Origin of the sequence: Kitasatospora papulosa, from assembly GCF_000717245.1 — a bacterium.
GTDB classification, from domain to species: domain Bacteria; phylum Actinomycetota; class Actinomycetes; order Streptomycetales; family Streptomycetaceae; genus Streptomyces; species Streptomyces papulosus.
Map to the genome: position 1 here is coordinate 808,793 of NZ_JNYQ01000004.1, position 25,377 is coordinate 834,169.

The 25,377-nt window shown below is 71.6% G+C and carries 29 protein-coding genes; 7 read left to right on the forward strand and 22 right to left on the reverse strand.

Annotated features, from left to right (window positions below):
• The first annotated feature begins 181 nt into the window (after positions 1–181).
• Both IA22_RS0114855 and IA22_RS0114860 read left to right on the forward strand, forming a co-directional pair.
• Positions 182–1,444 carry a nucleotide sugar dehydrogenase gene (locus IA22_RS0114855; RefSeq protein WP_014154537.1) on the forward strand — a complete coding sequence of 421 codons (1,263 nt, stop codon included), beginning with the start codon at positions 182–184 and terminating at the stop codon, positions 1,442–1,444.
• Positions 1,445–1,558: 114 nt separating this feature from the next.
• Complete coding sequence (locus tag IA22_RS0114860) at positions 1,559–2,161, forward strand: hypothetical protein (RefSeq protein ID WP_014154538.1); 603 nt, start codon at positions 1,559–1,561, stop codon at positions 2,159–2,161.
• 70 nt (positions 2,162–2,231) lie between these two features.
• Here IA22_RS0114860 and IA22_RS0114865 read toward each other — a convergent pair whose 3' ends face one another.
• The 4 genes from IA22_RS0114865 to IA22_RS0114880 all read right to left on the reverse strand — a co-directional run bounded on the left by IA22_RS0114865 (position 2,232) and on the right by IA22_RS0114880 (position 6,663).
• Positions 2,232–3,356 carry a GuaB3 family IMP dehydrogenase-related protein gene (locus IA22_RS0114865; protein ID WP_015578403.1) on the reverse strand — a complete coding sequence of 375 codons (1,125 nt, stop codon included), beginning with the start codon at positions 3,354–3,356 and terminating at the stop codon, positions 2,232–2,234.
• Positions 3,357–3,460: 104 nt separating this feature from the next.
• A complete protein-coding gene (gene guaB, locus IA22_RS0114870; RefSeq protein WP_015578402.1) occupies positions 3,461–4,963 on the reverse strand; it encodes an IMP dehydrogenase in 1,503 nt (500 codons plus the stop codon).
• Positions 4,964–5,098: 135 nt separating this feature from the next.
• The gene (locus IA22_RS0114875) at positions 5,099–5,674 is read right to left on the reverse strand and encodes a sigma-70 family RNA polymerase sigma factor (RefSeq protein WP_030123887.1); all 576 of its coding nucleotides are present in this window, start codon (positions 5,672–5,674) and stop codon (positions 5,099–5,101) included.
• Positions 5,675–6,051: 377 nt separating this feature from the next.
• On the reverse strand, positions 6,052–6,663 hold the full coding sequence (locus IA22_RS0114880; RefSeq protein ID WP_003948568.1) for a response regulator transcription factor: 612 nt from the start codon (positions 6,661–6,663) through the stop codon (positions 6,052–6,054).
• 433 nt (positions 6,664–7,096) lie between these two features.
• Between IA22_RS0114880 and IA22_RS0114885 the strand changes: the two genes are divergently transcribed.
• Positions 7,097–7,426, forward strand: coding sequence for a WhiB family transcriptional regulator (locus IA22_RS0114885; RefSeq protein ID WP_030123888.1), 330 nt, complete (start codon positions 7,097–7,099; stop codon positions 7,424–7,426).
• A gap of 94 nt (positions 7,427–7,520) precedes the next feature.
• On the opposite strand, the gene IA22_RS0114890 is transcribed toward IA22_RS0114885, so the two are convergent.
• Positions 7,521–8,411: a LysR family transcriptional regulator gene (locus IA22_RS0114890; protein ID WP_015578399.1), complete on the reverse strand. Its 891-nt coding sequence runs from the start codon at positions 8,409–8,411 to the stop codon at positions 7,521–7,523.
• 82 nt (positions 8,412–8,493) lie between these two features.
• Between IA22_RS0114890 and IA22_RS0114895 the strand changes: the two genes are divergently transcribed.
• Positions 8,494–9,168 (forward strand): MOSC domain-containing protein, encoded by a 675-nt coding sequence (locus tag IA22_RS0114895; protein ID WP_030123889.1) that lies wholly within the window; start codon positions 8,494–8,496, stop codon positions 9,166–9,168.
• A gap of 148 nt (positions 9,169–9,316) precedes the next feature.
• Positions 9,317–10,090: an SDR family NAD(P)-dependent oxidoreductase gene (locus tag IA22_RS0114900; protein ID WP_030123890.1), complete on the forward strand. Its 774-nt coding sequence runs from the start codon at positions 9,317–9,319 to the stop codon at positions 10,088–10,090.
• An 85-nt stretch (positions 10,091–10,175) separates the two neighbouring features.
• Here IA22_RS0114900 and groL read toward each other — a convergent pair whose 3' ends face one another.
• From groL to IA22_RS0114915, 3 genes are all read right to left on the reverse strand, one after another.
• Positions 10,176–11,801 (reverse strand): chaperonin GroEL, encoded by a 1,626-nt coding sequence (groL, locus tag IA22_RS0114905; protein WP_015578397.1) that lies wholly within the window; start codon positions 11,799–11,801, stop codon positions 10,176–10,178.
• A 101-nt stretch (positions 11,802–11,902) separates the two neighbouring features.
• Positions 11,903–12,211, reverse strand: a complete 309-nt coding sequence (groES, locus tag IA22_RS0114910; RefSeq protein WP_003966899.1) for a co-chaperone GroES — start codon at positions 12,209–12,211, stop codon at positions 11,903–11,905.
• Between the two features lie 364 nt (positions 12,212–12,575).
• Positions 12,576–13,508 carry a polysaccharide deacetylase family protein gene (locus IA22_RS0114915; protein ID WP_030123891.1) on the reverse strand — a complete coding sequence of 311 codons (933 nt, stop codon included), beginning with the start codon at positions 13,506–13,508 and terminating at the stop codon, positions 12,576–12,578.
• A gap of 90 nt (positions 13,509–13,598) precedes the next feature.
• Between IA22_RS0114915 and IA22_RS0114920 the strand changes: the two genes are divergently transcribed.
• Positions 13,599–14,813: a THUMP-like domain-containing protein gene (locus IA22_RS0114920; protein WP_030123892.1), complete on the forward strand. Its 1,215-nt coding sequence runs from the start codon at positions 13,599–13,601 to the stop codon at positions 14,811–14,813.
• Between the two features lie 34 nt (positions 14,814–14,847).
• Here IA22_RS0114920 and IA22_RS0114925 read toward each other — a convergent pair whose 3' ends face one another.
• From IA22_RS0114925 to tsaB, 9 genes are all read right to left on the reverse strand, one after another.
• Positions 14,848–15,498: a hypothetical protein gene (locus IA22_RS0114925; protein WP_030123893.1), complete on the reverse strand. Its 651-nt coding sequence runs from the start codon at positions 15,496–15,498 to the stop codon at positions 14,848–14,850.
• Between the two features lie 54 nt (positions 15,499–15,552).
• A complete protein-coding gene (locus tag IA22_RS0114930) occupies positions 15,553–15,825 on the reverse strand; it encodes a DUF1876 domain-containing protein (protein ID WP_014154550.1) in 273 nt (90 codons plus the stop codon).
• 69 nt (positions 15,826–15,894) lie between these two features.
• Positions 15,895–16,356: a VOC family protein gene (locus IA22_RS0114935; protein WP_014154551.1), complete on the reverse strand. Its 462-nt coding sequence runs from the start codon at positions 16,354–16,356 to the stop codon at positions 15,895–15,897.
• Positions 16,357–16,428: 72 nt separating this feature from the next.
• On the reverse strand, positions 16,429–17,670 hold the full coding sequence (locus IA22_RS0114940; protein WP_038272401.1) for an RNA polymerase sigma factor: 1,242 nt from the start codon (positions 17,668–17,670) through the stop codon (positions 16,429–16,431).
• A 76-nt stretch (positions 17,671–17,746) separates the two neighbouring features.
• Positions 17,747–18,103 carry a YciI family protein gene (locus IA22_RS0114945; RefSeq protein WP_014154553.1) on the reverse strand — a complete coding sequence of 119 codons (357 nt, stop codon included), beginning with the start codon at positions 18,101–18,103 and terminating at the stop codon, positions 17,747–17,749.
• 145 nt (positions 18,104–18,248) lie between these two features.
• Entirely contained in the window at positions 18,249–18,518 is a 270-nt protein-coding gene (locus IA22_RS0114950; protein ID WP_014154554.1) for a hypothetical protein, read from the reverse strand.
• On the reverse strand, positions 18,515–19,621 hold the full coding sequence (tsaD, locus tag IA22_RS0114955; protein WP_014154555.1) for a tRNA (adenosine(37)-N6)-threonylcarbamoyltransferase complex transferase subunit TsaD: 1,107 nt from the start codon (positions 19,619–19,621) through the stop codon (positions 18,515–18,517). Before tsaD ends, IA22_RS0114950 begins: the two co-directional genes overlap by 4 nt.
• Positions 19,621–20,112, reverse strand: coding sequence for a ribosomal protein S18-alanine N-acetyltransferase (gene rimI, locus IA22_RS0114960; protein ID WP_014154556.1), 492 nt, complete (start codon positions 20,110–20,112; stop codon positions 19,621–19,623). Before rimI ends, tsaD begins: the two co-directional genes overlap by 1 nt.
• Positions 20,109–20,756 carry a tRNA (adenosine(37)-N6)-threonylcarbamoyltransferase complex dimerization subunit type 1 TsaB gene (gene tsaB / locus IA22_RS0114965; protein WP_030123895.1) on the reverse strand — a complete coding sequence of 216 codons (648 nt, stop codon included), beginning with the start codon at positions 20,754–20,756 and terminating at the stop codon, positions 20,109–20,111. The genes rimI and tsaB overlap by 4 nt, the downstream gene beginning before the upstream one ends.
• Before the next feature lie 144 nt (positions 20,757–20,900).
• Here tsaB and IA22_RS0114970 point away from each other — a divergent pair, with 144 nt between their 5' ends.
• Entirely contained in the window at positions 20,901–21,482 is a 582-nt protein-coding gene (locus IA22_RS0114970; protein ID WP_014154558.1) for a hypothetical protein, read from the forward strand.
• Positions 21,483–21,520: 38 nt separating this feature from the next.
• On the opposite strand, the gene IA22_RS0114975 is transcribed toward IA22_RS0114970, so the two are convergent.
• The 5 genes from IA22_RS0114975 to IA22_RS0114995 all read right to left on the reverse strand — a co-directional run bounded on the left by IA22_RS0114975 (position 21,521) and on the right by IA22_RS0114995 (position 25,332).
• Positions 21,521–21,712 carry a hypothetical protein gene (locus IA22_RS0114975; RefSeq protein WP_014154559.1) on the reverse strand — a complete coding sequence of 64 codons (192 nt, stop codon included), beginning with the start codon at positions 21,710–21,712 and terminating at the stop codon, positions 21,521–21,523.
• 172 nt (positions 21,713–21,884) lie between these two features.
• Positions 21,885–22,421, reverse strand: coding sequence for a tRNA (adenosine(37)-N6)-threonylcarbamoyltransferase complex ATPase subunit type 1 TsaE (gene tsaE / locus IA22_RS0114980; protein ID WP_015578384.1), 537 nt, complete (start codon positions 22,419–22,421; stop codon positions 21,885–21,887).
• A 19-nt stretch (positions 22,422–22,440) separates the two neighbouring features.
• Positions 22,441–23,667, reverse strand: a complete 1,227-nt coding sequence (locus IA22_RS0114985; protein WP_014154561.1) for an alpha/beta fold hydrolase — start codon at positions 23,665–23,667, stop codon at positions 22,441–22,443.
• A 62-nt stretch (positions 23,668–23,729) separates the two neighbouring features.
• Positions 23,730–24,884 carry an alanine racemase gene (alr, locus tag IA22_RS0114990; protein WP_030123897.1) on the reverse strand — a complete coding sequence of 385 codons (1,155 nt, stop codon included), beginning with the start codon at positions 24,882–24,884 and terminating at the stop codon, positions 23,730–23,732.
• 61 nt (positions 24,885–24,945) lie between these two features.
• A complete protein-coding gene (locus IA22_RS0114995; RefSeq protein ID WP_014154563.1) occupies positions 24,946–25,332 on the reverse strand; it encodes a DUF488 domain-containing protein in 387 nt (128 codons plus the stop codon).
• Positions 25,333–25,377 lie beyond the last annotated feature (45 nt).

A 25,377-nucleotide genomic window follows, 5' to 3' on the forward strand; every position in this document is an offset into this window, starting at 1 on the left:
GCCCGTGCCCACCTCTCGATTCTGTCCGCGCTCCACGACTTCAGCCACCGCCTGTGGACAACACCCGCCCTACAAGAGTCACAGAATGCGACATATAGGTCATATTTACGCCTAGTCTGACATAGCGCTGTCCACAGCAGTTGCACTTTCTGTCTCTTGGCCTTAGGGAAGGACGGCCCACATGCCCGCAGACCTCGCCGTCATCGGACTCGGTCACCTCGGCCTGCCTCTCGCCCAAGCAGCCGTCGGCGTGGGAATCCACACCGTCGGCTACGACACCGACCCGCGTCCCTTCGCCGAACTCTCGGCGGGCCGTACTCCGGTCGAGGGATCCCTCAGCGCGTCCGACATCCGCCGGATGGTCTCGGGCGGTTTCCGGCCCACCGCGGACCCGGCCGAACTGGGCCGCGTACGCACCGCCGCGATCTGCGCCCCCACGCCCCTCGGGCCCGACCGCACCCTCGACCTCGGCGCGGTGACCGACGCGGCCCGCGCACTCGCCGCGCGACTGCGGCCGCACACCACCGTCCTGGTGGAGTCGGCGGTACCGCCCGGCACGACCGAGAACGTCGTACGCCCCCTGCTGGAGGAGGGTTCCGGGCTGCGCGCCGGACGGGACTTCCACCTCGCCCACTCCCCCGGCCGCCTCGACCCCGGCAACCGGGTCCACGTGTACGGCAACACCCCGAAGGTCATCGGCGGCCTCACCCCCGCGTGCACCGAGTCCGCCGCCGCCTTCTACGGACGGCTCACCGACAAGGTCGTCAGGGCCCGCGGGCCGCGCGAGGCGGAGATGACGAAGGTCCTCGAAACCAACTTCCGGCACGTCAACATCGCGCTGGTCAACGAGATGGCGGTGCTCTGCCACGACCTCGGTGTCGACCTCTGGGACGTCATCAGGTGCGCCGAGACCAAACCGTTCGGCTTCGAGCCCTTCCGCCCCGGCCCCGGCGTCGGCGGCCACGGCGTCCCGGTCGACCCCGGCCACTTCCCCTACCACAGCCGTACGCCCGGCCACCCCCTGCGCATGGTCTCGCTCGCCAAGGAGATCAACGACCGGATGCCGAGCTACGTGATCCAGCGCTGCGCGACCCTGCTGAACGAGCACGGCAAGTCGGTCCGGGGCGCCAGGGTCCTGCTGCTCGGCGTCACGTACAAGCCGGACCTCGCCGACCAGGAGTCCTCACCGGCCCGCGAGATCGCGACGCGGCTGATGGACATGGGGGCCCAGATCGGCTACCACGACCCCCTCGTACTGGACTGGCGGGTGCGTGACCTGCCCGTCGCACGCGCCGACTCGCTCTACGAGGCCGCCGCCGGCGCCGACCTGACGGTGCTTCTGCAGCACCACCGCACGTACGACCTCCAGGGGTTGGCGGTGAAGGCCCAGCTCCTCCTGGACACCCGGGGAGCCACCCCGGCGGGAGCCGCCCACCGGCTGTGAACGTCCCCGGGGCGGGCCCGCCGGAATTCCCGGTGGGCCGTGTCGGTGCGGGCTGCTAGCCTGCGGCGTCACTTCTCGCACACCCGTGCGCACCGTCCCAGGGGGAACACCCGTATGAGCCAGCCCGTACAGCCACCGAACCCGCCGCAGCAGCCCTACGGCGGCCAGCCGGCCGACGGCAACCCGTACGCGGGCCAGCAGCCCGCGCCCGGCAACCCCTACGCCGGCCAGCAGCCCGGTGCGCCGACGGGCAACCCGTTCGCGGGCCAGCAGCCCGGACAGTTCGCCGGCGGCTTCCCGCCCGCCCCGCCCGCCGCACGCGGCAACGTGGGCCTCGGCGTGCTGACCGCGCTCGGCACGGCGATCGTCGCGGCGATCCTGTACGGCGTCATCGCGGGCTCCATCGAGCGCGAGGTCGGTTACGCGGCCATCGGTGTCGGCTTCCTGGTCGGTTTCGCGGCGAGCAAGGTCGGCGGCCCGCTCCCGGCCGTCGGCGCGGCCAGTGCCGTCTTCTCCCTGGGCGCCGTCTTCCTCGGTCAGCTCGTGGCCATGTCGATGATCCTCGCGGACGGCCTGGGCGTCGGTTTCTCCGAGGTCTTCTTCGAGCACTTCGGTGACGTCGTCGACGTCTGGAAGCAGGAGGCCGACTTCATGACGTACCTCTTCCTCCTCCTGGGTCCGGTCGCCGCCTTCGGTGGCGCCAGGAAGGCCGCCTGACCAGCGGCACGGCACGCGCGACGGCCCGGACCTCCGAAGAGGTCCGGGCCGTCGCGCGTGCGGTGGGAGATCAGCGGCGGTGCTGCGAGTCCGCCACCGTCACCTCGACGCGCTGGAACTCCTTGAGGTCGCTGTACCCCGTGGTGGCCATCGCCCGGCGCAGCGCGCCGAAGATGTTCATCGAGCCGTCAGGCGTGTGCGAGGGGCCGGTCAGGACCTCCTCGGTCGTGCCGACCGAGCCGAGGTCGACCAGCTTGCCGCGCGGCACGTCCTCGTGGACGGCCTCCATGCCCCAGTGCCGGCCACGGCCGGGTGCGTCCGTGGCACGGGCCAGCGGGGAGCCCATCATCACGGCGTCCGCACCGCAGGCGATCGCCTTGGGGAGGTCGCCGGACCAGCCGACGCCGCCGTCCGCGATGACGTGGACGTACCGGCCGCCGGACTCGTCCATGTAGTCGCGGCGGGCACCGGCCACGTCCGCGACGGCGGTGGCCATCGGGACCTGGATGCCGAAGACGTTGCGCGTGGTGTGCGCGGCGCCGCCGCCGAAGCCGACGAGCACACCGGCCGCGCCGGTGCGCATCAGGTGCAGGGCGGCGGTGTACGTGGCGCAGCCGCCGACGATCACCGGGACGTCCAGCTCGTAGATGAACTGCTTCAGGTTGAGCGGCTCGGCGGCGCCGGAGACGTGCTCGGCGGAGACCGTCGTACCGCGGATGACGAAGATGTCCACGCCCGCGTCGACGACGGCCTTGGAGAACTGCGCGGTGCGCTGCGGGGAGAGCGCCGCGGCGGTGACGACGCCGGAGTCGCGCACCTCCTTGATGCGCTGCCCGATCAGCTCCTCCTGGATGGGGGCGGAGTAGATCTCCTGGAGCCGCGGGGTGGCCGTCTCGACGGGCATCTCGGCGATCTCGTCGAGGAGCGCCTGCGGGTCGGCGTGCCGGGTCCACAGCCCTTCGAGGTTGAGGACGCCGAGGCCGCCCAGCTCACCGATGCGGATGGCGGTCTGCGGGGAGACCACCGAGTCCATGGGAGCGGCCAGGAACGGCAGCTCGAAACGGTAGGCGTCGATCTGCCAGGCGATCGAGACCTCCTTCGGGTCACGGGTGCGCCGGCTCGGCACGACAGCGATGTCGTCGAACGCGTATGCCCTGCGGCCGCGCTTGCCGCGCCCGATCTCGATCTCAGTCACGATGATGTGGCCTTTCCTCTACGTCTGCGCTGACCAGTATCCCCGACGCACACGTGAGGGGCGGTCCCGGGAACACCGGTCCGCCCCTCACCTGTGCTGATGCCTTACTTCCTGCTGTAGTTGGGTGCCTCGACCGTCATCTGGATGTCGTGCGGGTGGCTCTCCTTGAGACCCGCCGAGGTGATCCGGACGAAGCGGCCCTTGCGCTCCATCTCGTCGACGGTCGCGGCGCCGACGTAGCCCATGGTCTGGCGGAGTCCGCCGACGAGCTGGTGGAGGACGTTGGCCAGCGGGCCGCGGTAGGGGACCTGCCCCTCGATGCCCTCGGGCACGAGCTTGTCGTCCGAGGAGACCTCGGCCTGGAAGTAGCGGTCCTTGGAGTAGGACCGCCCCTGGCCGCGGGACTGCATGGCGCCCAGCGAGCCCATGCCGCGGTACGACTTGAACTGCTTGCCGTTGATGAACATCAGCTCGCCCGGGGACTCCTCGCAGCCCGCGAGGAGGCTGCCCAGCATCACGCTGTCCGCGCCGGCGGACAGCGCCTTGCCGATGTCCCCGGAGTACTGGAGGCCGCCGTCGCCGATCACGGGGACGCCCGCGGCACGGGCGGCGAGGGCCGCCTCGTAGATCGCGGTGACCTGCGGGACACCGATACCGGCGACCACGCGGGTGGTGCAGATCGAGCCGGGTCCGACGCCGACCTTCACACCGTCGACACCGGCGTCGATCAGCGCCTGGGCGCCGTCGCGGGTGGCGACGTTTCCGCCGATGACGTCGATGCCGACGCTCGACTTGATCTTCGCCATCCAGTCGAGGGCGTTGCTGTTGTGTCCGTGGGAGGTGTCGACGATCAGGAAGTCGACCCCCGCGGAGGCGAGCGCCTGCGCGCGGTCCAGCGCCTCGGGGCTGGCCCCGACGGCGGCGCCGACCAGCAGACGGCCTTCGGCGTCCTTGGCGGCGTTCGGGTACTGCTCGGCCTTCTTGAAGTCCTTGACGGTGATCAGGCCCTTGAGGATGCCCGCGTCGTCGACCAGCGGCAGCTTCTCGATCTTGTGGCGGCGCAGCAGTTCCATCGCCTCCACGCCGGAGATGCCGACCCGGCCCGTGACGAGCGGCATCGGCGTCATGACCTCGCGCACCTGACGCGACCGGTCGGACTCGAAGGCCATGTCACGGTTGGTCACGATGCCCAGCAGTTTGCCCGCGGGGTCGGTGACGGGCACGCCGCTGATGCGGAACTTCGCGCAGAGCGCGTCCGCCTCACCGAGTGTGGCGTCGGGGTGCACGGTGATCGGGTCGCTGACCATCCCGGACTCGGACCGCTTGACCAGGTCGACCTGGTTCACCTGGTCCTCGATCGAGAGGTTGCGGTGCAGCACGCCGACGCCGCCCTGACGGGCCATGGCGATGGCCATCCGGGCTTCGGTCACCTTGTCCATGGCCGCGGACAGCAGGGGGATGTTCACCCGTACGTTGCGCGAGATGAGGGACGAGGTGTCGACCGCGTTGGGCAGGACCTCGGACGCGCCCGGCAGCAGCAGCACGTCGTCGTATGTCAGCCCGAGCGTCGCGAACTTCTCAGGCACTCCGTCGACGTTTGCAGTCATGACACCTTCCCCAAATGGCCTTGATCGGTGCGGATGTCCATGCTAACGGCCTCGCGGGGTGTCTCATTCCACGATCAAGATCACCTGGCGGTTCTGTGGCATCCTCCACACCGTCGGAGCTCCCGGAACCGGCCGCTACTGGCCAGCGAGGGCCCGCAGTCTGCTCAGCGCCCGGTGCTGCGCGACCCGGACGGCGCCGGGGGACATTCCGAGCATCTGCCCGGTCTCCTCGGCGGTCAGCCCGACCGCGACCCGGAGGACGAGCAGTTCGCGCTGGTTCTCCGGCAGGTTGGCGAGGAGCTTCTTCGCCCAGGCGGCGTCGCTGCTGAGCAGGGCCCGTTCCTCGGGGCCGAGCGAGTCGTCGGGCCGCTCCGGCATCTCGTCGGAGGGCACGGCCGTCGAACCGGGGTGCCGCATCGCGGCCCGCTGGAGGTCGGCGACCTTGTGGCCCGCGATGGCGAAGACGAAGGCTTCGAAGGGCCTGCCGGTGTCCTTGTACCTCGGCAGCGCCATCAGTACGGCCACGCAGACCTCCTGCGCGAGGTCCTCCACGAAGTGACGGGCGTCACCGGGAAGCCGGTTCAGCCGGGACCTGCAGTAACGCAGGGCGAGGGGGTGGACGTGGGCCAGCAGATCATGGGTGGCCTGCGCGTCGCCGTCGACGGCGCGGTGCACCAGAGCACCGATCACCGTCGTCCCGTCCTCACGCATCGGACCATGGTGCCTCGACGGCGTCCGATCCGAGGCATCGCGTCCCGAGTTGTGCACCGAAGCGTTATCAGCGGCCGTGTCCGTACCGCCGGAGGACGCGCCGGCCCGGTCGGCGGACGCGTCGACCGGTTCGTCCTCGGCGTGGTGAGTGCGTGCTCCAGCGTTCTGAGCGGGTGCGCCGGATGTCATGTCCTGCGCCCTCCCCTTCCGCTCGACCGAATGTTCCCCTGGGAACTCCACAACCCCAAGGATGCGGCATCGGCCGGAAAGCGTCACACGGCGCTGGTGGGAACGGCCCGGCCGCGGGTCCGCCGCCACCGTCGCCCCGTCCGCCGACGCGCGGACGGGATCGCACGGTCACCGGCCGCGCCGCGGTGTCAGCGGACCAGGCCCCAGCGGAATCCGAGCGCGACGGCGTGCGCCCGGTCCGAGGCCCCGAGCTTCTTGAACAGCCGCCGCGCGTGCGTCTTGACCGTGTCCTCGGAGAGGAACAGCTCGCGTCCGATCTCCGCGTTGGACCGGCCGTGGCTCATACCTTCGAGCACCTGGATCTCCCGGGCCGTGAGCGTCGGCGCCGCGCCCATCTCCGCGGACCGCAGCCGTCGCGGGGCGAGCCGCCAGGTCGGATCGGCGAGCGCCTGGGTCACGGTCGCGCGCAGTTCGGCACGCGAGGCGTCCTTGTGCAGATAACCGCGGGCCCCGGCGGCGACCGCGAGTGCGACCCCGTCGAGATCCTCGGCGACGGTCAGCATGATGATCCTGGCTCCGGGGTCCGCGGAGAGCAGCCGCCGGACCGTCTCCACACCCCCGAGACCGGGCATGCGTACGTCCATCAGAATCAGATCCGAACGATCGGCTCCCCAGCGGCGGAGGACTTCCTCCCCGTTCGCCGCTGTCGTCACGCGCTCGACACCGGGCACGGTCGCAACCGCGCGGCGGAGCGCTTCTCGGGCAAGCGGGGAGTCGTCGCAGACGAGGACGGATGTCATGACCGTCCTCCGCAGCTGATGCGCGTCACCTTGAGCCTCCAGGCTGATACAAGTCGTCACCTGTGCGGTTGACCCCCTCGGACATCTGCCCGAGCTCGTTCTCCGTCAACCGCCTCCCCCTCATCAACGACGGTCACTCGAAAGAGTTACGGGCCAAAGCATCCGGTTCGGCACTCTAAGTGAGGGGTCGAACACGGAGGAGAGCGACACGGGGTCATTCACTCCTCAATCGATCTTCCACCCGGCGACCTGCCCCATTTAGCGGGTTTTCTTCCCTTTTGCTGGCGTCTATGGCTAGATTCGCAATCAGTCATATTTACATCTACTAAGACCGTAGATGTACCGTCGGGACTCCGGTCACCGTCGAGCACGAGACGAGCGACACGGTCGAGGACGCCGTTTCCGAACCAGCAAGGTTTCGAGGGGACACGCAATGGCAGATTTCTCCCGCCTTCCAGGACCCAACGCGGACTTGTGGGACTGGCAGCTGCTGGCCGCCTGCCGCGGGGTCGACAGTTCGCTGTTCTTCCACCCCGAAGGGGAACGCGGAGCGGCCAGGAGCGCGCGCGAGACCTCGGCGAAAGAGGTCTGCATGCGCTGCCCGGTGCGCGCCGAGTGCGCGGCGCACGCACTCGCGGTGCGTGAGCCCTACGGCGTATGGGGAGGTCTGACCGAGGACGAGCGCGAGGAGCTCATGGGCCGCGCCCGCAACCGGCTGATCACCGCCCACTCAGGTCCGCCGCCGGAGACCGGCCGCACCTGAGACACCGCACGGACCATCGAACGCAGAAACGTTTTTTCCGATCGGACGTGTCCGCCGTCGGACCCGCTCGACCGGGTGCGGCGGACCGGGCCGGTCAGCGTGCGGCAGCCAGGGACAGCTGGTCCAGGGTCGCCGCCACCGCCGGCACACGGGCGAGGTCGGGCAGGGTGAGGGCCACGACCTCCCGCTCCACGGCCGGCTCCACCGTCACGGTCCGCGCCCCCTTGGGCCGTACCGACTCCAGGGCGAGCCCGGGCAGGACGGCGACACCGAGCCCCGCCCCGACCAGGCCGATCACCGCCGGGTAGTCGTCGGTGGCGAAGTCGATCCGGGGGGTGAAGCCGGAGGACTCGCAGACCTCCACCAGCTGGCGCCTGCAGCGCGGGCATCCGGCGATCCACGGCTCGTCGGCCAGTTCCCCGATGCCCACCGCATCCGTCCCCGCGAGCCGGTGCCCCTCGGGTACGAGACCGATCAGCCGGTCCCGGAGCAGCGGGCGGACGACCAGGTCGTCCCATTCGCCGGTGGCCGTCCCGTAGCGGAACGCGAGCGCGATGTCGCAGTCGCCGTCGCGCAGCATCTCCACCGAACGAGGCGGTTCCGCCTCGACGAGCGAGACCTGGGTGCCGGGGTGCGCGGCGCGCAGGGCGGCGAGGGCGCCGGGGACCAGGGTGGAACTGCCGCTGGGGAACGACACGAGCCGGACCCGGCCGGCCCGCAGCCCGGCGATCGCGGCGACCTCCTCCTCGGCGGCGGTCAGTCCGGCGAGGATGCCGGAGGCGTGACGCACCAGCGCCTCACCGGCCTGGGTGAGACGCATCTCGCGCCCCGTGCGGATCAGCAGCGGGGTGCCCGCGGAGGTCTCCAGGGCCTTCATCTGCTGGCTGACGGCGGGCTGGGTGCAGCCCAGCTCCCGCGCGGCGGCGGAGAACGAACCAGTGGTGGCCACGGCGCGCAGGACACGGAGATGACGGGCTTCGATCACCCTTCAACCATAAGGGATTCTTGCAGCGTCGGTAGATTAATCCTGAGCGACTTTGAGATCCTCGCGGTTAACCTGTCGGGTTATGAAGGTGCTCACCGTGAATCTCGGCCGTCCCACGCCCTCCGCGCACTCCGACGCGGCCGACGGCCTCACCGGGATCGGCAAGCAGCCGTCCGACGTCCCGGTGCGGGTCACCGATCCCGGCCCCAAGGGCAGCGGGGGCAGCGGCCTGGCGGGGGACGCGGTGTGCGACCTCCGGCACCACGGCGGGACCGACCAGGCGGTGTACGCGTACGCCCGTGAGGAGCTCGACGCCTGGGAGAAGGAGCTCGGCCGGCCCCTGCCCAACGGCGCGTTCGGCGAGAACCTCACGACTCTCGGCCTCACGGTGAGCCGTGCGCGGATCGGGGAGCGCTGGAGGATCGGCGACGAGCTGGTCCTCGAAGTGACCTCGGGCCGCATCCCGTGCCGTACGTTCGCGGGTCACCTGGGCATGCGGGGCTGGGTGAAGCGGTTCACGCGCGAGGGGGCCACGGGCGCGTACCTCCGCGTGGTCGAGCCGGGCACGATCCGTTCCGGGGACCCCGTCGAGGTGGTGCACGTGCCCGACCACGACATCACCGCCGCCCTGGAGTTCCGGGCGACGACCACGGAGCGGGAGCTGCTGCCCCGCCTGCTCGACGCCGGGGACGCGCTGCACACGGAGACGCTCCGGGCGGCGCGGGCCTACGTCGCGAAGCAGAACCCGGTCTCCTAGGGGGTGCCCGCGCGGTGCCGCCCGCCCCGCGACGCCCCGCACGCGCGCCCACCGCGTCGTCGCCTCGCCACGTCGGCCCGGCGGCCGTGGCGGGCGTCGTCCGAAGGCGGGTCGGGACGCCGCTCGGGCGGGCGCTAACGTGCCGCATATGACGACTGCACTGATTACGGGCGCGACGGCGGGGATCGGGGCCGCCTTCGCACGGCGGCTCGCGGGTGACGGGCACAATCTGGTGCTGGTGGCCCGTGACACGGAACGGCTGCGGGCCCAGGCCACGGAGCTGCACGACAGGCACGGCATCGAGGCCGAGGTGCTGACGGCCGACCTGTCCACGGATGCCGGGATCGAAGCGGTCGCCGCACGCCTGACGGACCGTGTGAGCCCGGTGGACCTGCTGGTCAACAACGCCGGCTTCGGCAACAAGGGCCGCTACCTGGACGTGTCCGTCGCCGACGAGCTGACGATGCTGAAGGTCCACTGCGAGGCAGTGCTGCGACTGACCTCGGCCGCGGCGGGTGCGATGCGGGAGCGGGGTCGCGGCGGGGTGGTCAACGTCGCCTCGGTCGCGGCCTTCCTGCCCCGGGGGACGTACGGGGCGTCGAAGGCGTGGGTCGTCCAGTTCACCCAGGGGGCGGCGAAGGACCTGGCCGGTACGGGCGTCCGGCTGATGGCTCTGTGCCCCGGATTCGTACGGACCGAGTTCCACCAGCGGGCCGGGATGGGGACGGGCAACATCCCCGACTGGATGTGGCTCGACGCGGACAAGCTGGTGGCCGCGGCCCTGGAGGACCTGGCCCGGGGCAGGTCCGTGTCGATCCCGGACCCGCGCTACAAGGCGCTGATGGGTCTGGTGAAGCTGACGCCCCGCAGCCTCCTCGGCGGAGTCACCTCCCGCGCGGGCCGGACGTACGGCCCCAAGTAGTTCCCCCGAGTGGTTCCCGCACGAACACCGAGGCCCGGTACCCCCGCGACGGGGGTACCGGGCCTCGGTGGCGTACGGAGCCGTACTAGTGGGAGTGGCCGTGGCCGCCGTGACCGGCGTCGGCCTCTTCCTCGGCCGGCTTCTCGACGACCAGGGTCTCGGTCGTGAGGAGCAGCGACGCGATGGAGGCGGCGTTCTCCAGGGCGGAGCGGGTGACCTTGACCGGGTCGATGACGCCGGCCTTCACCAGGTCGCCGTACTCACCGGTCGCGGCGTTGAAGCCCTGGCCCTTGTCGAGCTCGGCAACCTTCGAGGTGATGACGTAGCCCTCGAGGCCCGCGTTCTCGGCGATCCAGCGGAGCGGCTCGACGGCGGCGCGGTGCACGACCGCGACACCCGTGGCCTCGTCGCCGGTCTTGCCGAGGTTGCCCTCGAGGACCTTGACGGCGTGGACCAGAGCGGAGCCACCACCGGAGACGATGCCCTCCTCGACCGCGGCGCGGGTCGCGGAGATGGCGTCCTCCAGACGGTGCTTCTTCTCCTTGAGCTCCACCTCGGTGGCGGCACCGACGCGGATCACGCACACGCCGCCGGCCAGCTTCGCGAGACGCTCCTGGAGCTTCTCACGGTCCCAGTCGGAGTCCGTGGCGTCGATCTCGGCCTTGATCTGGTTGACGCGGCCCTTGACGTCGGCGGAGTCGCCGCCGCCGTCGACGATGGTCGTGTCGTCCTTGGAGACCGTGACGCGGCGGGCCGTGCCGAGCACGTCCAGACCGGCCTGGTCGAGCTTGAGGCCGACCTCCTCGGCGATGACGGTCGCACCGGTGAGGGTGGCGATGTCGCCGAGCATGGCCTTGCGGCGGTCACCGAAGCCCGGGGCCTTCACCGCGACGGCGTTGAAGGTGCCACGGATCTTGTTGACGACGAGGGTGGAGAGCGCCTCGCCCTCGACGTCCTCGGCGATGATCAGCAGCGGCTTGGAGCCACCCGCCTGGATGACCTTCTCCAGGAGGGGGAGCAGCTCCTGGATGGAGCCGATCTTGCCCTGGTGGATCAGGATGTACGGGTCGTCGAGGACGGCCTCCATACGCTCCTGGTCGGTCACCATGTACGGGGAGAGGTAGCCCTTGTCGAAGGCCATGCCCTCGGTGAACTCGAGGTCCAGACCGAAGGTGTTGGACTCCTCGACGGTGATGACACCGTCCTTGCCGACCTTGTCCATCGCGTCCGCGATGAGCTCGCCGACCTGCGGGTCCTGCGCGGAGAGCGCGGCCACGGCGGCGATGTCGGCCTTGTCGTCGATCGGGCGGGCAGTCGCGAGGAGGTCCTCGGACACGGCCTTCACGGCGGCGTCGATGCCCTTCTTCAGGGCGGCCGGGGACGCGCCCGCGGCGACGTTGCGCAGTCCTTCGCGGACGAGGGCCTGGGCGAGCACGGTGGCGGTGGTGGTGCCGTCACCCGCTACGTCGTTGGTCTTGGTCGCCACCTCCTTCACCAGCTGGGCACCGAGGTTCTCGTACGGGTCGTCGAGCTCGACCTCGCGCGCGATGGTGACACCGTCGTTGGTGATGGTGGGAGCGCCGAACTTCTTGTCGATGACGACGTTGCGGCCCTTCGGACCGATCGTCACCTTCACCGTGTCGGCAAGCTTGTTGACGCCGCGCTCAAGGGCGCGACGGGCGTCCTCGTCGAACTTCAGAATCTTCGCCATGGGCTGTTTTCTTCCCTCTCAAAACGAACTGCGCCCCTCGCCGCCCGGCTAGTCATCTCGCAGGGGGCCAGGGGCGCAGAACAGAAGCAAACGTGGGTGAACTACTTCTCGACGATCGCGAGGACGTCGCGCGCCGAGAGGACGAGGTACTCCTCGCCGTTGTACTTCACCTCGGTGCCGCCGTACTTGCTGTACAGCACGACGTCGCCGGTCTTGACGTCGAGCGGAAGGCGCTCGCCGTTCTCGAAGCGGCCCGGGCCCACGGCCAGGACGACGCCCTCCTGGGGCTTCTCCTTGGCGGTGTCCGGAATGACCAGGCCGGAAGCCGTGGTCTGCTCGGCGTCGAGCGGCTGGACCACAATGCGGTCCTCGAGCGGCTTGATCGCAACCTTGGAGCTGGTGGTCGACACGATCCGGTCTCCCCCTTCGGAGATCTCACGGGGTTTAACAGTCTGTGGGTGGCGACCAGGTCGATCCGTCGTCGCGGGTGCCGGACCTGCCCTGTCGCGCAGTTGTGCTGGCACTCTCCCTCGGGGAGTGCCAGCACTGAGACTATGACCGCGATTAGCACTCGGTCAAGCGGAGTGCCAATTCACCACCCTCGCGTGGCGTCACGGGGACCGTCGCCCGCCCGGACAACGCGGGAAGGGGCCGCGGCGTTCCGGGGTGCGCCCGGAGCGGCCGGCGGGCGGGAGAGCGGGTGGAAAGGGCGGACGGCGCGGGAAGGGCGGACGCCCCGTCATGAGGTCCGCGCCCGCGCCGTCCGGGGATCCGTCAGACGTAGTCCTCCAGCCTGGCCACGGCGTACCCCTTGTCCGTGACCGTCTTCATGACGCGGCGGATCATGTCGGCCATGGACCCCTTCCAGTCCTCCTCGCCCCGGAAGTGGGTGAGGATGATGTCGCCGGGGTGCAGGTCCTGGTCCCACTCGCGCCACTCCATGTGGTCGGGGAACGCCTCGGCCGCCCACAGGGGCACGGCCTTGATGCCGCAGGACCGCGCGACGCGCAGGGTGTCGCCGTTGTAGTTGCCGTACGGCGGCCGGAAGAGCGTGGGCCGCTTCCCGAAGTACTTCTCGAGCTTGTCCTGCTCCCCGCAGATCTCCCGCCGCTGCTCCTCCTTCGAGAGTCCCGGAAGGTAACGGTGGTTGAGCGTGTGGTTGTTGAGGGTGACGCCTCGGGCCTGCATGTCCTTGAAGTAGCCGTAGTCGTCGCTCACCACGTAGTCGCTGAGGAAGGCGCTGTACGGGATCTTCAGTTCGGTCATCATCCGCAGCAGTTCGGGGTCCTTCTCCGCCCCGTCGTCCATCGTCAGGAAGACGATCCGCTCCTTGGTGGGCACGGTGGTGAAGACGGGCGGAAGCGTCTCCCCGCCCTCCACCTCGAATCCCTCCCGGGTCGTGATGCGCGGCTTCACGGCGGGTGGCGCGGGAGCGGCGAGCGGCATCTTCGCCAGCCCCCACTTCCGCGCGGCGGCCACCCGGGCGGCCTGCTCCCGCTTGAGACGCCGCGCCTCGGCCGCGGCGGCGTCCTTCTGGGCGGCGGCACCCGGCCGGCCGGCGACGGGCTCCCGGGGGCCGCCCGCCCTCCCGTCCTCGCCGGCCGCGCACCCGGAGGCGGCCGCGCCGGCCATCAGGACGGCCAGGACCGCGCAGACCGTTCCGCTCCGCTTCGTAGCAAATTTTTCCTTTTGTCTTACTAGCTGCATGGCGCCGCATCCTGCCACCGGGGCACGGGCCTCCCGCCGCGACACCTCCGGGGGACCCGGCGGGTCCCCCGGCTGGCTCACAATGGATCCGTGAACGCCATTCCTCCCGCCGACCCGGCCGACCCGCTCGCCGCATTCGCCGCCCTGCGCACCCCCGAGGGCGCCGCACTCCTGGACGAGCTGCGCGACCACGACCCCGCCCGGGAGCTGGCGACCGCGACCCGGCTGCGCCGCACGCACCCCGCGGCCCTGGTCTCCGCGGCGCTCGGTCAGGCGCGGCTGCGGCAGCGCGCGGTGGCGAAGTTCGGGGCGGAGGACGCGTACCGCATGTTCTTCACCCCGAACGGCGTGGAGCAGGCGACCCGCACCTCGGTCGCCGTCCACCGCGCCGGGCGGTTCGCCGAGCTCGGCGTACGGAGCGTGGCCGACCTGTGCTGCGGGATCGGCGGCGACGCGATCGCCCTGGCCCGGGCGGGCATCTCGGTCCTGGCCGTCGACCGGGATCCGCTCACCGCGCGGGTGGCCCGCGCCAACGCCGAGGCGCTCGGCCTCCAGGACCTCGTCGAGGTGCGGTGCGCCGACGTCACCGAGATCGACACCGCCCCCTACGAGGCCGTCTTCGTCGACCCGGCACGGCGTGGCGGGCGGGGCAGGATCTTCGACCCCGAGGCCTACTCGCCGCCGCTCTCCTGGGCGACCGGAGCCGCGCTGAAGGCGCCACGCGCCGCGCTCAAGATCGCCCCCGGAGTCCCCCACGAGGCGATCGGCCCGCAGGCCGAGGCCGAGTGGATCTCGGACGGCGGCGATGTGAAGGAGGCCGTGCTCTGGTTCGGCGAGGGCTTCACCCCCGGGGCGTTCCGGGCCACGCTGCTCCCCTCCCGCACGACCCTCGCCTCCGACGGCCCGCTGCCCGCACCGCCCGTCGGCCCCGTCGGCCGGTACCTGTACGAGCCGGACGGCGCCGTCATCCGCGCCCATCTGGTGGCCCGGATCGTGGAGGAGTGCGACGGCCGGCTGGTCGACGAGACGATCGCCTACGTCACGAGCGACGTGCCGTACGAGTCCGACGCCGTCGCCGCGTACGAGATCACCGATCAGCTGCCCTTCAACATGAAGAAGCTGAAGGCGTTGCTGAGGGAACGCCAGGTCGGTGTCCTGACCGTCAAGAAGCGCGGCTCGGCGGTCGAACCTGAGGAACTGCGGCGGAAGATGAAGCTCCAGGGGCCGCACGCGGCCACCGTCTTCCTGACCCGGGTGGCCGGGGCTCCGACGATGCTCGTCGGGCAGCCGGTGAAGCGGGCCTGACGCCCTCGCCCCGGCGGCCGCTGCGCGGCCCCGGTCAGCCCTCCACCGTGATCAGCGGCTCGGCGGGTACCCCGACGAGCACCCGGATCACCCAGCGCCGGTGGGCGAACGCCTTGACGAGGCCGGTCAGTCCGGTCAGCCACGCGAGGAACCCGAGTCCCATGAACAGGGCCACCAGACCGTACGTCTCCTCGCCCGCCCTGGCGGTCGCCGGGACGACGACGCAGGTGAACAGGCCGACCGCGCAGAGCGTGAACGACGTGAGCAGCCAGAGGAAACTCGCCCGCGGCATGCGCAGCCCGACGTCGCCCGCGGGGTCGTGGTCCAGGCCTCCCCACTCCACGAGGAGGCGGTGGACGCGCAGGTCCCTGGCCGCACCGACGACGAGCAGGACGATACCGGGGACCAGGGTGGCCGCGCCGCCCGCGAGGACGACGACGCCCGGGACCACGCCCGGGGAGTCGGCGGCGTCCTCGAACATCAGGAACGCCGCGCCCACCAGGGACCATCCGAACGCGGCGACGCCCGCCCACAGCCAGAGCACACCGAGTCGCGCGGGCCCGATGAACGTCCTCACCAGCTCGTCGAGGACGGCCGCGCGGTCCCTCAACAGGGCGTCCCGGTCGGGCCAGGCACGTATCTCCACGGGCGGGGGCGGGGGCGGAAGGGGTGAACGACTGGGCATGTCCCAGACATTACCGAGCCCGCGCCGCCCTCCGGCGGTGGGACGGTGCGGAGTTCAGGTCAGCGGGTACGACGTCCGGCCCGACGCCTCGTCGATCTCGTCGTGTGCCTTGGTGAGCAGCTTCATCGCCAGTTCGTTGAGCGCGCGGGCGCCGGCGATCTCCTCGCCCACCCGTGGCTGTTGCGAGTCGGACGGGTGCCGGCTGGCGTATCCGTGGGCCCGTACCTCGGTCCCGTCGCTCAGCCGCACCATCGCGGCCGCACGGGTCCGGTGGGTGTCCTCCTCGAATTCCAGCTCGACATGCCATCCGACGGCGGTCTCCATCATGACGGTCACCTCCCGGGGTCTCCTGTCTCCAGGGTGCGCCCGTCCGCACGCCCTCGCACGGCGTGCGGCTCAGGCGTCCAGCAGGGTCCGCACGTCCAGCTTCCGCATGCCCATCATCACCTTCATCGCCCGGTCCGCCCTGGCCCGGTCGGGACCGCCGAGCAGCTCGGGCAGCGCACGCGGGACGATCTGCCAGGACAGGCCGTACCTGTCCTTCAGCCAGCCGCACATGCTCTCCTCACCGCCCTCGGTGAGCTTCGCCCACAGCCTGTCGACCTCCTCCTGGTCCGCGCAGTCCACGCTCAGCGAGACGGCCTCGCTGAAGTGGAACTGGGGGCCGCCGTTGAGACCGAGGTACTCCTGGCCGGCGAGCACGAAGTCGACGGTCAGCACCGATCCGGCCGACTCGGTCCCCTCGGGCCAGCGGGTGACCTTCTCGATGCGGGAGTCACCGCCGAACACCGAGACGTAGAACGTGGCCGCTTCCTCCGCCTGGTCGTCGAACCACAGACAGGGCCTGATCTTCTGCATGATCTTCCTCCTCCACTCGCCGCCCCGCTCCGCGGGACGCTGTGCAAGGTAGACCGCGGCGAGGCCCCGAACTCATCGGGACACGCCCTCGGCACGTGCGAGCAGCAGCTCCCGTTCCCGCGCGTTGCGCGTCAGCTCGGAGGCGCGTACGAACGCGGCCCGCGCCTCCTCGCCGCGCCCGAGCCGTTCCAGCAGGTCGCCCCGCACACTCGGCAGCAGGTGGTACCCGGCGAGGGCCGGGTCGTCCAGGAGCGCGTCGGTCAGGGCGAGACCCGCCTCCGGCCCCTGGGCCATCGAGACGGCCACCGCCCGGTTCAGCTCCACGACCGGCGACGGGGCCACCGCCACGAGCCGTCCGTAGAGGGCGGCGATCACCGGCCAGTCGGTGTCGGACCAGCGCGCGGCGCGGGCGTGGCAGGCGGCGATCGCGGCCTGGAGGGTGTACGGCCCCGGGGCGCCGCCCAGCGCGTGCGCCCGTTCCAGGGCCGCGAAGCCCCGCCGGATCAGCAGGTGGTCCCACCGGGCACGGTTCTGTTCCGCCAGCAGGAGAGGCGTGCCGTCGGCGCCCGTCCTGGCGCGTGTGCGGGACGCCTGCAGTTCCAGGAGGGCGGCCAGCCCGTGGACCTCCGCTTCCCTGTCCATCAGGCCCGCCAGCAGACGCGCGAGCCGGAGCGCGTCCTCGCAGAGCGCGGGGCGCAGCAGGTCGTCGCCCGCGGTGGCCGCGTATCCCTCGTTGAAGATCAGGTAGATCACGTCGAGCACGGAGCCGAGCCGGGCGGGACGTTCCGGGCCCGACGGCACCTCGAAGGGCACTCCCGTACGTCCGAGGGTCCGCTTGGCGCGGACGATGCGCTGGGCGACGGTGGACTCCCGGACCAGGAACGCGCGGGCGATCTCGTCCGTGCCGAGGCCGCCGAGCAGGCGGAGGGTGAGTGCGACGCGCGCCTCGGTGGAGAGCACCGGATGGCACGAGGTGAAGATCAGCCGGAGCAGGTCGTCGTCGATGCCGTCCGGGTCGGCCGGTTCGGGCGGCGGCACGTCCTCCAGTGCCCTGCCGGCCTCGGCGAGCTTGCGGGCGTAGGTCTCCCTGCGGCGTACGAGATCGATCGCCCGGTGCTTGGCGGTGGCCATGAGCCAGGCCCCGGGGCGGTCCGGGACGCCGTCCTCGGGCCACTGCTCCAGCGCGGCGACGAGTGCGTCCTGCGCGATCTCCTCGGCGATGCCCACGTCCCGCACGATGCGCGCCGTGCCGGCGATGATCCTGGCCGACTCGATGCGGTACACGGCCTCGACGGCGCTGCTCGTTGCTGTCACGGGCACTTATCAGAGCAGCCGGGGGCGGGCGCGGCAAGGATCGTCCGCCCGCCCCGGTCGCTGCCGGCCGTGCCCGTCAGCCCTCCGCGATCTCGCGGATCTCGGAGGTGATCGTCCAGTACGGCTCGTGGACGGCGAGGAAGCGCTTGGTCCACTCCAGGATCTCCGCCTTGTCCTTGGCCTGGATGAGGGCGTAGCCGCCGATGACCTCCTTGGTCTCGGTGAACGGTCCGTCGGTGACGGTGAACTCGCCGTTCGACCAGGTGACCCTGGTGCCTTCGGAGGTCGGGGTGAGTCCGGCGGTGTCCAGGAGGACCCCGGCCTTCGTCATCTCCTCGATGAGCGCCCCCATGCGCTCCATCAGCGCCTCGCTGGGGCCCTCCGCGGGTGCGTTCTTCTCGTCGATGCGGACCATCGTCAGGTAGCGCGGCATGGTGTCTCCTCGGACTCGGGAAGCGGGGCTGTTCCCCGCCTCTCACCCATGCGTCGAACGGGAGGGGCCCGGATCGACACGTGCGGGAAGATCTTTTCAGGATTCTTCTCCGGCAGGCGTCCGGTCCCGCGCTCCCGCCCCCGGATCAGCCGCCCGCCGGGCCGAGGGACTCGAAGCGCCACCGGTGGACGGCGCGGGTGATCAGCCCGGCGTCCGGCTCCGGCAGCTCCGGCAGCCGGTCGTCGTATCCCGCTTCCCACCAGGTCAGCACGAGCACCCGGTCCTGGGGGGCGCGCAGCAGCTCGCTGCGCGACGGCTTCGGGGACAGCTCCGCCGTCCTCGCCCCGGCCCACTCCAGCAGCTCCCCGCCCCTGCCCTGCGCGGCGCGGGCCTCCCACATCAGGGCGACGGTCATGAGTAGAGGTTGTCCTTGCTGATCTCGTGCACGTGGTCGTGGCCGTGGTCGTGGCCGTGCGCCCCCGGCACATGGGTCTCCGTGACCGGCAGGGAGGAGTCCGCCGAGAGGCCGAGGTCGGACACGGGGCGGTTGCGCGCCACCATCTCCGCTCCCAGGGCGGCGACCATGGCGCCGTTGTCCGTGCAGAGTCCCGGCCGTGGGACCCGCAGCCTGATCCCGGCCCTCTCGCACCGCTCCTGGGCGAGCGCCCGGAGCCGCGAGTTCGCCGCGACGCCACCGCCGATCATCAGGTGGTCGACGCCCTCGTCCTTGCAGGCCCGGACGGCCTTGCGGGTCAGGACGTCCACGACGGCCTCCTGGAAGGACGCCGCCACATCGCGTACGGGGACCTCCTCGCCCGCCGCGCGCTTGGCCTCGATCCAGCGCGCCACGGACGTCTTGAGCCCGGAGAAGGAGAAGTCGTACGCCGGGTCGCGCGAACCGCTCAGCCCGCGGGGGAAGGCGATCGCCTTCGGGTCGCCCTCCCTGGCCAGCCGGTCGATGACCGGCCCGCCGGGGAAGCCGAGGTCCAGCACCCGGGCGATCTTGTCGAAGGCCTCGCCCGCGGCGTCGTCGATGGTCGCGCCGAGCGGCCGTACGTCGTTGGTGATGTCCGGGGCGAGCAGCAGCGAGGAGTGCCCGCCGCTCACCAGCAGCGCCATCGTCGGCTCGGGCAGCGGGCCGTGCTCCAGCTGGTCGACGCAGATGTGCGAGGCGAGGTGGTTCACGCCGTACAGCGGCTTGCCGAGCGCGTACGCGTACGCCTTGGCGGCCGAGACGCCGACGAGCAGGGCACCGGCGAGCCCGGGACCGGCCGTGACCGCGATGCCGTCGAGGTCGCGCGCGCTGATCCCGGCGTCCTTCAGGGCCCGCTCGATGGTGGGGACCATCGACTCCAGGTGGGCGCGGGAGGCGATCTCGGGTACGACGCCGCCGAAGCGGGCGTGGGTGTCGACGCTGGAAGCGACGGCGTCGGCGAGGAGCGTCGTCCCGCGCACGATGCCGACACCGGTCTCGTCGCAGGAGGTCTCGATACCGAGTACGAGCGGTTCGTCAGCCATCAGTCTGTCTCTGTTCCTTGTACGGTCAGGCGCATGACGAGTGCGTCGATGTTGCCCGGCTGGTAGTAGGCCCGGCGGAAGCCGATGGGTTCGAAGCCGAAGCGTTCGTAGAGCTTCTGGGCGCGGGTGTTGTCGACCCGGACCTCCAGGAGCACGGCGGCGCACTCGAGGGCGGTGGCGTGCCGGAGCAGGTCGGTCAGCAGCTCGGAGCCGAGGCCGCCGCCCCACCGGTGCCGGCCGACCGCGATCGTCTGGACGTCGGCGAGGTCCCCGGCCGAGGCCAGGCCCGCGTACCCGACGATCCGGCCGTCGGCGGGGTCCTCCGCGACGACGTAGCGGTGGGTCGCCCCGGGTCCGCGGGTGCGCGCCAGTTCGGACCAGAACATGCCGGCCGACCAGGCGTCGTCGGGGAACAGCTCGTGTTCCAGCTCCAGCACCGGTTCGATGTCCCACCAGCGCATCTCACGGAGCACAGCGGTCGAGGTGGTCACTTGGGGGTGACCACCTTGTAGTTCTTCGGGACCTGGGCGTCGGGCCTGCGGAGGTAGAGCGGCTGGGGCGGCAGCAGTGCGGCACCGGCGGCCAGCCGTCCGGCGGCGAAGGCGGCGAGCGCGGCGGCGGAGACGTGTTCCGGGCCGCGGGCGTCCGGGAAGGCCTCGGGGTAGAGCAGCGCGCCGGCACCGGCCACGGGGAGTCCGGCGAGCCGGTCCGCGATGTCGGCGGGCCGGTCGACGGCGGGGTCGCCGTCCCGGGTGCGGAAGTCCTCGTACCGCGCCCAGTAGACCTCCTTGCGGCGCGCGTCGGTCGCGACGGCGAAGGGGCCTTCGAGACCGTCCAGGCCGGCGGCGTACGCGAGGGCGTCGAGCGTGCACACCCCGTGCACCGGCACGGAGAGGGCGGAGCCGAAGGTCGCGGCGGTGACCAGGCCGACGCGCAGCCCGGTGTACGGGCCGGGGCCGACCCCGACGGCCACGTCGGTCACGGCGTCGAGCTTCACCCCGGCCTCGGCGAGGACCCGGTCGACGGCGGGCAGGAGCAGCTCCCCGTGCCTCCGGGCGTCGACCTGGCCGGTCTCGGCGACGACGGAGGTCCCGTCGTGAAGGGCGACGGTGACGGCGGGGGTGGCGGTATCCATGGCGAGCAGCAGCACACAAACAGCCTACGGCTCCGCCGACTCGGCCACGGCAGCCCGTGCAGCGTCCCGGCCTCCCCTTCCGCTGCTGGTACCGTCGCCGGGTATACGCGTGTACGACGTAAATGCTTGTACGACATGCGACGAATGCATGTGAAAGGGGAACTCACGGTGGCAAGGGGCAGCTCGGGAATCGTGGCCGGGCTCACTGCCGCGGCGGTGGCCGCGGTCTGTTTCCTCGCCTACCAGGCATCGGCGAACGCGCCCGACTCCGTCGCCGCTCCCTCGGCCGGGCCCTCCAGCGCGCCGGTGAAGCCGTCCGTGAAGCCGGAGCCGACGAAGGAGCCGCTCGCGGTGCCCGAGGACTCCGACACCGGGGCCCGCGTCGTGTACGGGCTGAAGGACCGCCGGGTCTGGATCGTGGACGACAAGGAGGAGACCCTTCGGACGTTCCCCGTCATGCCGAGCTCCGTGAGCCCGCTGCCCGGTGTCTACACGGTTTCCTCGCGTTCGGGCACCATCAAGGGCTCCGACGGCGTGCTGATCGAGCACGTGGTGCGCTTCGCGAACGTCGACGACGTGTCCGTGGGCTTCAGCGCCGCCCAGGACGGCTCGATGAAGAGCCCCGACCCCACGATGAAGACCGGCGGCGTCCGGATGAAGCGGGCCGACGGCGACGTGCTGTGGACCTTCGCCACGGTCGGCGTGAAGGTCGTCGTCGTCCCCTGAGACCCGTGGCGTCCGCGGTCGCGTCCCGGCGGCCCGGGTCAGGCCGCGTCGAGCCCCGCGGCGGGCGGCGCGTCGGTGTCGTCCGCGTCGGCCTGTTCGTCGCGGGGCGGCGTCGACACCGCCGTCGCGGCGGCGCAGGAGGCGAGCAGGTCCTTCATCGACACCGCGGACGGCGACGGTGGTTCCGCCGGGGACGACTGCGGCCGCACTTCACGCTCGGGTGCCGGCATGGATGCCTCCTCGGGCTTCGGTGAGACGTGGTTAGGTAGACCTAACCAATCCCTGTACCCCATGTGACCACGACGGGGCTCCCCCGCGCAACATTTTACCGACGTCCTGTCGGAAAGCGACGGACGCGTCGGGGAGCCGGGGCAGGGACGGGCACCTCGCCGGGCGGGCCGGCTACCGGAGGGCAGAGAGCTCGGCGCTCCGTCCCGACCAGCGCGCGCCGATCCCCACCAGCGTCACCGTGCGGCGCTCGTCGTCGGTGTCGCCGACCGCGCGGTCGATCACCACGCGCAGCCGGTCCTCGGACAGCTCCTCCACCTTGCCGTCACCCCACTCCACCACGATCACCGACTCCGGCAACGAGACGTCGAGGTCCAGGTCCTCCATCTCGTCGAGCCCACCGCCCAGGCGGTACGCGTCGACGTGGACCAGGGCGGGTCCCTCGCCCAGCGGCGGATGGACCCGGGCGATCACGAAGGTCGGTGAGGTGACGGCACCGCGTACACCGAGTCCCTCGCCGAGCCCCCGGGTCAGTGTGGTCTTGCCCGCACCGAGCTCGCCGGTGAGCATCACCAGGTCTCCGGGCGCCAGCACACCGGCGATCCGGCGGCCCAGCTCCTTCATCTCTTCGGGGGACTCGACGGCGACGTCCAGGGTGACGTTGCCCGGTGCGACGGTGTCGGCCACCGGGCCGTTGTGCGCTGCTTCCATGCCGACCAACGGTAGAGGATCAGCGCGTCCCGGCCGGAACGGCTCCGATCCGCACCAGCAGGTCCGCGAGCCGGTCGGTCACCGTCTCCGGGTGCTCCAGCATCACCAGGTGGCCCGCGTCCGGCACGATGACCAGCTCCGCGTCCGGCAGCTCGTCCGCGATGGCCTCGCTGTGCGAACTCGGCGTCACGAGGTCCTTGTCACCGGCCAGGATCAGTACCGGGATGTCGCGGAAGGCGGGCAGGGCGCCGCTCTTGTCGTGCTCGGTGAAGGCCGGGTAGAACTCCGCGACGACATCGATCGGGGTGGACTCGATGAGCCGCTCGGCGAACCGGGCGACCGCCGGGTCCACGTCCCGCGACCCGAACGAGTACCGCTTGATCAGCCCCGCGAACAGGTCGGCGGTCGCCCGCCGGCCCCGCTCCACCAGCTCCGTCTGCGATCCGAGGGCCTTGAGCACCCCGGGCAGCACCCGGCGCACCGCGTTCACACCCGCCACCGGCAGGCCGAAGTTCACCTCGCCGAGCTTGCCGCTCGACGTCCCGACGAACGCGACCGCGGCGACCCGGTCACGGATCAGCTCCGGGTACCGGTCGGCGAGGGCCATCATCGTCATGCCGCCCATGGAGTGCCCGACCAGTACCAGCGGGCCCTCGGGGGCCGCCGCGTCGATGACCGCCCTGAGGTCGCGGCCGAGCTGGTCGATGCCCACCGGGACGCCCTCGGCCTGCGACCTGCCCCGCTCGGAGCGGCCGTGGCTGCGCTGGTCCCAGTGGACCGTGCGGACCAGGCCGCGCAGCGCGGCGCGCTGGAAGTGCCAGGAGTCCTGGCTCAGGCAGTAGCCGTGGCTGAACACGACGGTCAGCGGCGCGGGGTCCTTGCTGCCGAAGAGCCGGCGCCGGCGCGGGCCGGTGCCGGCGTGGGTTCCCGCGCCGGGGCGCCCGCCCGCACGGCTCGTACCGCCGTCCGGTTCGGTCTCGTCGACCTCGTAGTAGAGCTCGGTGCCGTCGTCCGCGACGGCCCGGCCGGGCTGACCCCGCAGGGAGCCGTACGGACCCGAGGCGTCCAGCGCGAGGCGGGCCTTCTTGCGCATGCCCCGGCCCACGGTGAGCCGCTCGACGGCCACACCGGCGGCCGCGCCCGCGGCGATGACGCCTATCGCCGCCCCGGCGATGCCCGCCCGGCGCCAGCCGGCCGCCGCGACGGCCGCCGTCGCCACCACGTCCTCCGCGCTGGTCTCGCTCACCGTGCCGTGCTCCTTCGTCGTGGTTGTCGTCGTAGGACCGTGACTGCCCCCGGCCGGGGTGTTCAGTCCCTGCCGGAGTCCTCGTGGAGATGGACGCGCGGGACGCGTACACCGATGCGTGTGACGATCTCGTAGGCGATGGTGTCCGCCGCCCGCGCCCAGTCCTCCGCGCTCGGCTCGCCCCGGTCGCCCGGCCCGAACAGCACCGCTTCCGCGCCGGCCTCCAGGACCTCTCCCCCGAGGTCCACCACGAACTGGTCCATCGCGACCCGGCCCGCGATCCTGCGGACGGCGCCTCCGACCAGGACGGGTCCCCGGCCCGAGGCGTGGCGCGGGATGCCGTCCGCGTAGCCGACCGGCACCAGGGCCAGCGTCGTCTCGGCAGCGGTCGTGTAGTGGTGGCCGTAGCTGATGCCGTGCCCCGGGGGCACCTGCTTGACCAGGGCGACGGAGGCGGCCAGCGTCATGACCGGGCGCAGCCCGAAGTCGGCGGAGGTGCCCAGTTCGGGGCTGGGCGAGATGCCGTACATCGCGATGCCGGTGCGCACCAGGTCGAAGTGCGACTCGGGCACCGTGAGCGTCGCCGGGGAGTTGGCGATGTGCCGCACCTCGGGCCGGACGCCCTCCTTCTCCGCGTACGCCACCATGTCGCGGAAGACGTCCAGCTGGGCGGCGATCGACGGGTGGCCCGGCTCGTCCGCACAGGCGAAGTGCGACCAGAGACCGGTGACGCGCAGCACACCGGCCTCCTCGGCGGCGCGGGCGGCCGAGACGAGCTCGGGCCAGTCGGCGGGCTGGCAGCCGTTGCGTCCCAGGCCCGTGTCCGCCTTCAGCTGGACCCGCGCCGGAATCCCCGCCTCCGTGGCGGCGGCGACGACCTCGTCGAGCGCCCACATCCCGCTCACCGAGACATCGATGTCGGCCTCGACCGCCTCGCGCCAGGGGCCGCCGGGCGTCCACAGCCAGCACATCACCCGGCCCCGGATGCCGGCCGCACGGAGCGCGAGGGCCTCCTGCGGGGTGGCGGTGCCCAGCCAGGACGCCCCGGCCTCCTGCGCCGCCCTGGCGCAGGGCACCGCTCCGTGCCCGTAGGCGTCGGACTTCACCACGGCCATGAGCTGTGCCCCGGACGCCCGCGCGCGCAGAACGCGCACATTGGCACGCAGCGCGGCGAGGTCGATCTCGGCACGGGCTCTCAGGGTCGCTGTCTCGTTCATCGCGCCCAGTGTCTCAGAGCCGTACGCCTGTGCCCTCGACCTCCTGTGCCCGGTGAGGCGGTCACCGGTGGTCGAGGGCATGTTCCAGATGCTCAACGAGGACCGGTACGTGGCTGGCCGGGACGTCCTTCACCGACGTGACGAGGGTGACCGGGCCGCCCCGGCGCAGCAGCGCGAGCAGGGCCTCCACGGCCTCGGTGTGGGCGGGGTCACCGAGCTCGGTGCGGTAGCGGTCCACGAAGTCGTCGTACCGTCCGCCCGTGCGGTCCTCGTGGTACCACGTGCGGAGTTCCTTCGACGGCGTCACGTCCTTGGCCCACATGTCGACCGCCGCGTGCTCCTTGGAGATCCCGCGCGGCCAGAGCCGGTCCACCAGCACACGGGTGCCGTCGTCGTCCTCCGGTGGGTCGTAGACCCTGCGTACGCGAATGCCGCTGCCGCTGCCCATGCCCGATCACCGGCCCTTTCCCGTCACGCCGGCCCCGCTCCGGCC